The organism is Paenibacillus filicis, from assembly GCF_038070315.1.
GTDB classification, from domain to species: domain Bacteria; phylum Bacillota; class Bacilli; order Paenibacillales; family NBRC-103111; genus Paenibacillus_G; species Paenibacillus_G filicis.
In genome coordinates, this window is sequence record NZ_JBBPCC010000048.1 from 1 (window position 1) to 5,971 (window position 5,971).

A 5,971-nucleotide genomic window follows, 5' to 3' on the forward strand; every position below is an offset into this window, starting at 1 on the left:
AGTCTAATGTAGTGTAGTGCTTATGAAAAGTAAACAAGCCCATAACCGTATTTGGAAGTAAATTAATTTTCCAATTTATAAGGGTATGGGCTCTCTTTGCTCCTAAATAAGGCAGTGTAGGTTCTTATCAATTATAAAACATCATCGTCTGCTAATTTATCAGCCTGGATTTCGAAGTCTTCTAAATTAGTCGGGATCTTTAATCTTACTTTATCGTCTTCTAAAGTCACTCCCATTTTACTAGCATGTTTGAAAGGATCATACATTTCATTGTTTTTAAGGCAAGAGTATAGTACATGGGCTATTTTGCCACAAACATGACCAATTGCTTTTCTCTTTGCCATTCCTCTTTCAACTAATCGCTTATAGTAAACACGAAAACTATTTTCGCTTATCTTCGGAGATAATAACAGAAGGGTCATTAAAAATAGTACTCTTCGAGTATCTCTAACGCCTTCGTATGTCTGCCTACTCTTAGAAACTGATGTGCCCGAGACTTTATTTTCTGCGGCAACACCAAGATACTTTTTGAATTCTAAGTATGTTGAGAAACGCTCTATGTCACCAATTGCGCCGATAAAGGTACACGCCATAGATTCACTCATGATGGGGAAGGACATTAGTATTTTTGTATAAGGATGAGGACTATATCCTTTTACTTGATCACCATAAAGCAAGGATGTTATCTGTTTATCCATACTTTTAATCGCTTCGTCTATACGCAGCGATTCTTCAATAAGCCACGTTTGCCTTTCAGTTAAGTGTGGAATATTAAATGCCAAAGTATTCGGTAACAGCTCCGCTAACACCGTGGAGGCTTTTGTAGCAGCTGATTTCGCTCCAATCGCTATTAGAGTTTGCCTAAGTTCATCTTGAGTTAACTCTGCCATTTCTTGTGCAGTAGGATATTTCAGTGCCAGCTTAAGGACAGTTAACGCACTTGTTTTTTTGAAAGCGCGTTTAAGTTCTGGATTGGTCACTGAAAATAGCTGCTGGATCTGATTCTTCCGTCTCGTTAATTGAGTAGTAAGTAACCAACGATCCCTTGTTAAGGTGCGATACAAAATCTGTTCTGCACTTGCTGGACGAACAATTCGCACAGAGCGCATATCAGGATGAAGCGTCTTGTGCCATCCCATGTAGGCCATAATCCTAGCATCAATTTCATCGGACTTTTCATTAAGTCCTAGTTGGCGTTCACGAAAGTCCTTTACAGCTTTATTTTCAACCTGATATATTGAATAACCTCGATCTAGTAGAACTCGAACAACCAAATATGAATAATGTCCGCCAGTAGGCTCCAGCAATACAAAGAAATCCTGAGGTTTATAACCGAATTGAGCTTGAATATCTTCTAAGGCATTGATAAACTTTGTAATTCCTTGACTATCCGAGTTAAACTTCATCGTTTTACTGCGTTTCCATTCCTTCTCATTGCGGAACTTTTCAAATGGAATGCAAGCAGCAACATGGAAGTCCGAGCCGATATCTACTCCAACATAGAAGGGGTAAAAAGCTCTAGAATTGTCTTGGCCTTCATTAATGCTTGTACCCGTAAGCATAAAATTATTCAACTGATGATCACCTATTTGCATTCAATTAGCACCAGACTAACCAAGTTTTCTTAAGAGCTCCAATACGGGCCCAATGTAGCATGTCAGGTTTCAGAGTCAGTGCATTACCCAAAATAAACTTAGAGGTCGAGTATTCGCCTCAACACTTTAAAGGGCTTTCTATTATGTTCTTTCGACAGATAGAAACATTTTCCTTCTTTCTTCTGTTAAGTTCTTTGTTTACACGCAAAAAAACTTGTCACACGACAAGTTGATAATTTATAAGTTTGTGCAGCGCCAAGAACATGGAGCGCCTCATTTCTGTTAAAGAAGTCCAGGAGGGGATCCCTGCTGGCTCCAAACCTATTAGGGGCGGTTGTTTCCCTGAGAGGTCACTGCACAATATATATATACGACTACTTACCGCCAAATCCTCTAAGTTATGTACCAGTTACCACAAACACTTTATAGAAGTCTTATACTTATATGCTCCACGTTAGACTCAGGGGTTAACTGGTACAAACATATATTAACATGTTGCTCTTATATGGTAAAAGCAATTTGTTGAGCTATCGTTCCCGTTAGTTTTAATAATCATTTCATCGATTTGGCTATCTTAATCATCTTCTTTTTTGACATTTCAGAGCTGACTATCTCAATATAAGTACCTTCTTGTATCCATCGTAAAAACCCACCTGGCGTGGAATTTTTTTCCCTTGGAGTAAACCGTGCTTCAAGTTCGTTAAATTTTATAATTTCACCGCTCGTATCAAATTTAAAATCCTCTTCAACAATTTTCGTTTCACTTGTGTTATTACGGACATCAATGTATGTATGTTTTTTTTTACTTTTGTACCCAATTGCCTTGTGTTGTTCAATCCCAAACATATAGTTTTCATCTTTATCAAAGTAGTGTAGTCTAACGTACTATATTGCTCTGGTGGTGTCCAACGGATAAGGAGACTTAAGTTCTACTGTCCAACCGTCAGGTATGTTTTCAGGAACAAGTAATTTGAATTCTGACTTTAGCCTAACTTCGTTGAGTTCGGTGCTATCCAATTTGTGATATTTCGAGGCGTGGGAAGGACTTTCATTAGCCTGAACAAACGAGCTGGTTGAAAACATTACCACAGTAAATAATACATAAAGAATCTTTCTCATGATATCCCACCTATATATTGATTAGGTGTATGATTTCCAAATCAGCCCATATATAGTCGTCCTGCAAAACTGCCCTATACTCAAATACCGTTGAGATTATGAACTAACGTTTCCCGCTAGCGTAATAATTCCACGTCCGCCGTCGTTTGAGCTGGGTAAGATCGGTTAATAATGCCGCCGTTCGGAATCTTAATGCTCACGTGGTCACCTACCGCGACAGCGTCATAATCGACTTGTTCAACCGAAATCCACATCGCGTTCGGTTTGGCATTTTGTAGTATGTCGCTAAGGGGGGCTTTGAAATCGGATGGCTTTTTACGAACCACGAGGATTCTTCCGTCTTCTTTTGAGACGACGAAACCTTCATTGTAATCCCAACTATCATCGGAATTTCTTGAAGACGAACAGCCTACAAAGACCATCACCGTTAACAAAAAAAACAGAATCAACAAGCCTTTTTTCATTTTATCCCTCCAACAAGTTCATCACAAAACTCTAATCGTTTAGACGCTAGTCACATCTGAAAAGTTCCTTTAGCTGTACTGTTGCCCTTTAGTTCAATAAAAAAGCAACCGAACGTAAGTCGCCGGTTGCTGCACTGTTCTTATTGAGCTATAGTCTCCCGTTACTTTAAAAGATCTTGGTAATTTGGAGGGAAATCTTTCTTATTCGGTCCTTTAAGATGTTCAAGATTTTTTAGCTCAACTCCAGCAGGCGAGATCCTATATGTAAAAACATCTTCACCAACTGGGATATGAGGGCCAACAGTTGGACGCACATGGAGTGTGATTAATAAATCAAAACCACGGAAACCATTGGTTCTTTCAGTATGCGTTACTTCAACAAAATAAGGATATATATCTGGTGATCCCGGTACTGTAAATACATCTGAATATACTTCAGCTAACTTCTCTTGCATATGCGGTACTAAAAGTAATACAAGCATATCTTGAAGTTGTAGTTCCCTCGAGTCCTCAAGTGGCTTCTTACCGACTGCATTAGAAAAAGTGGCTTGCGTTCCGACTATTGAAAATAAGATTACAAAGCAAATTAAAACCTTCAAAAGAATTCCCCTCCATTACCTTATTACACCAATCACAACTTAATCTGTCCAGGTAAGGGAAGTGTATTCATTTGTGAATGCTTAACGAGAAAAAAAGCAGTTGCCGTGACGGTAACTGCTCCTGGGATTGTTGAACTAAAGTTCCTCGTTAGTTGAACAAACAGTATTCCACTAACCAATGACCGCCATTACGTCTTCTCTGTCATCCTTTTTAATTAGGGTTACATTATTATTTTGGACTTTATATGTCCAATAACTTTTGACATAAATATTATTTACCTTCATATGCCAGTCCTTTACTAAAGTGACTTCGAATGTCTCTTTATTCAACCGAATTACCTTAGTATTTAAGGTTACAAATGTAAAAGAACCAGGTGGGCCTCCAGTTGATACTTTAATTCTCTTGATTGCTTGTTTATTAGGAAATGGTACGCTCAAATGAGGGTCTTTCAGTTCTTTAATCTTCTCCAGAGTTAATTCTACCGCTCTTTTTTCTTCATTAACATTGAAGTGAAAAAGTAATAATACAACTCCTAATATCCCAATACTAAAGATAATAATCTTTCTATACATCATACCACTCCAATACTACTTACTCAGTTAATGGTATGTTTTTGTATAACTAAAGATAACTGACCAGCTTAAAACAGCAATAGAAGTTTCTCGGCTACTATCAAGTTTGTTTTTGAACTAATGTTCTCCGTTTAGCTTAAGTCATTGAATTTACTAATTTGATTAGAATCCGTTTCATTTTAGCCGTACTTATCGCTTTCGACCCCATGCCAAGCGTATAACAAAAGATTGTTATCGTAAAAATACAATCTCACATAGTCGCCATCAAAAGGGACATTATCGAACGGACCTTCCAGACGTTCTTCTTTGAAATAAGCTGTTGTGCCGTTTTCAAGCTTGATTTTGGATAAGCCAGTTTCCTTTATTTCGGATTTAGTATTCACTTGTAGTTCGATCTCTCCGTCGTGTATCTCCCACCCCCGAGAATATGTAATTATGAGATTCGTCTTGCGTGTTATGCTGGCGCTAATCGGCTTGTACTTAGGTGGTAGCCAGGTTGGAATAAGTACATGCTGACTTACTTTCTGCTCATATATTGTAATATCGTTTCTGAGCTTTGAATGGTATGGATAGGGATCTCCGGCATAGACAACACTTGAATTTAGAAGTAACACTAGTGATAGCGCAATTATCATCTTTTTAAGCACTTTGCTTTACTCCTCCGTTGTTTATCTCGTGCATATGTGCTTGTCCAAACAGGAAGCTTGTTAACAATAGTACCTTGGCAACAATCTAACTCACTTCTTGGATATAGTATCCAAATTGATTTGAATTATCCTCCCCTTTAGTTCAACAAAAAAGCAACCGAACGTAATACGTCGGCTGCTTTCGTGATGCTGAATTAAAGTCTCCCGTTAGTATGGAATTTCATTTTTATAAGCTTTTGTGTATTTATCAATTAGTTCTTTTTTTGCTTCTTTATTGTCAATTAGAATGTCACCATAAACTGGTACTAATGTATTCCAATTCTCTTCCTTCAAATGCTTAGTTACAAATAAATATGATTGTCCTTCTTGAAGTAACTGGTCATTTTCAATTAGTATTAATTCAAATTTATTAAATCCACCTTGTTGATTTACGATTACTGTTCCGTTAAATTTACCTTTTATATTATCAGAAACTTCCACCTTAAACTGAGTTTCAGGAGTTCCAATTAATGTTTTAGTTCCAACCTGTTTTACCACTTTCCCGACAAATACATTATCTGCCCAACCGACAAGCCTCCGTGTATCGGTAACATCAAAAGCATAGGATAATGCCATTGTTTTGATAACAGGTCTTTTTGTTGCAAAAATCACTACCGTAATCGAGGCAACTATTATACAGCCTATAATAAAAGACCAGCTACGTTTTGAATATCTCATCTCCACTCCTCCCTCAGAATCAAGTGAAAATATTTCTCTGTTCTAATATTACCATAATTAGAAACCGCGACGGAATTTTAACATTTATTGCGTTAAACTGCCCGTTAGTTCAATAAAAAGGAAGCTCCCGCGCCTTCGCTTGGGCTACGACCCTCCTCCATTATGTACCATTTCCAAATATTAATTAAAGAACATACGCGGGTAGCATGTAGTGCTTTTAAAGGAGTCTTATCTTAACCTAAGCACTAAGAAAACAC

At 37.6% G+C, this 5,971-nt stretch carries 7 protein-coding genes; all 7 read right to left on the reverse strand.

Annotated features, from left to right (window positions below):
* Nucleotides 1-131 precede the first annotated feature (131 nt).
* Complete coding sequence (locus WMW72_RS35370; RefSeq protein ID WP_423227644.1) at nt 132-1,589, reverse strand: IS110 family transposase; 1,458 nt, start codon at nt 1,587-1,589, stop codon at nt 132-134.
* 558 nt (nt 1,590-2,147) lie between these two features.
* A complete protein-coding gene (locus WMW72_RS35375; RefSeq protein WP_341420291.1) occupies nt 2,148-2,441 on the reverse strand; it encodes a DUF4367 domain-containing protein in 294 nt (97 codons plus the stop codon).
* Nucleotides 2,442-2,830: 389 nt separating this feature from the next.
* On the reverse strand, nt 2,831-3,178 hold the full coding sequence (locus WMW72_RS35380; protein WP_341420292.1) for a DUF3221 domain-containing protein: 348 nt from the start codon (nt 3,176-3,178) through the stop codon (nt 2,831-2,833).
* A 161-nt stretch (nt 3,179-3,339) separates the two neighbouring features.
* Nucleotides 3,340-3,777 (reverse strand): DUF3888 domain-containing protein, encoded by a 438-nt coding sequence (locus WMW72_RS35385; RefSeq protein ID WP_341420293.1) that lies wholly within the window; start codon nt 3,775-3,777, stop codon nt 3,340-3,342.
* Between the two features lie 171 nt (nt 3,778-3,948).
* Nucleotides 3,949-4,353, reverse strand: a complete 405-nt coding sequence (locus WMW72_RS35390) for a hypothetical protein (protein WP_341420294.1) — start codon at nt 4,351-4,353, stop codon at nt 3,949-3,951.
* 176 nt (nt 4,354-4,529) lie between these two features.
* Nucleotides 4,530-4,997 carry a hypothetical protein gene (locus WMW72_RS35395; RefSeq protein ID WP_341420295.1) on the reverse strand — a complete coding sequence of 156 codons (468 nt, stop codon included), beginning with the start codon at nt 4,995-4,997 and terminating at the stop codon, nt 4,530-4,532.
* A 207-nt stretch (nt 4,998-5,204) separates the two neighbouring features.
* On the reverse strand, nt 5,205-5,714 hold the full coding sequence (locus WMW72_RS35400) for a hypothetical protein (RefSeq protein ID WP_341420296.1): 510 nt from the start codon (nt 5,712-5,714) through the stop codon (nt 5,205-5,207).
* Nucleotides 5,715-5,971: the final 257 nt, after the last annotated feature.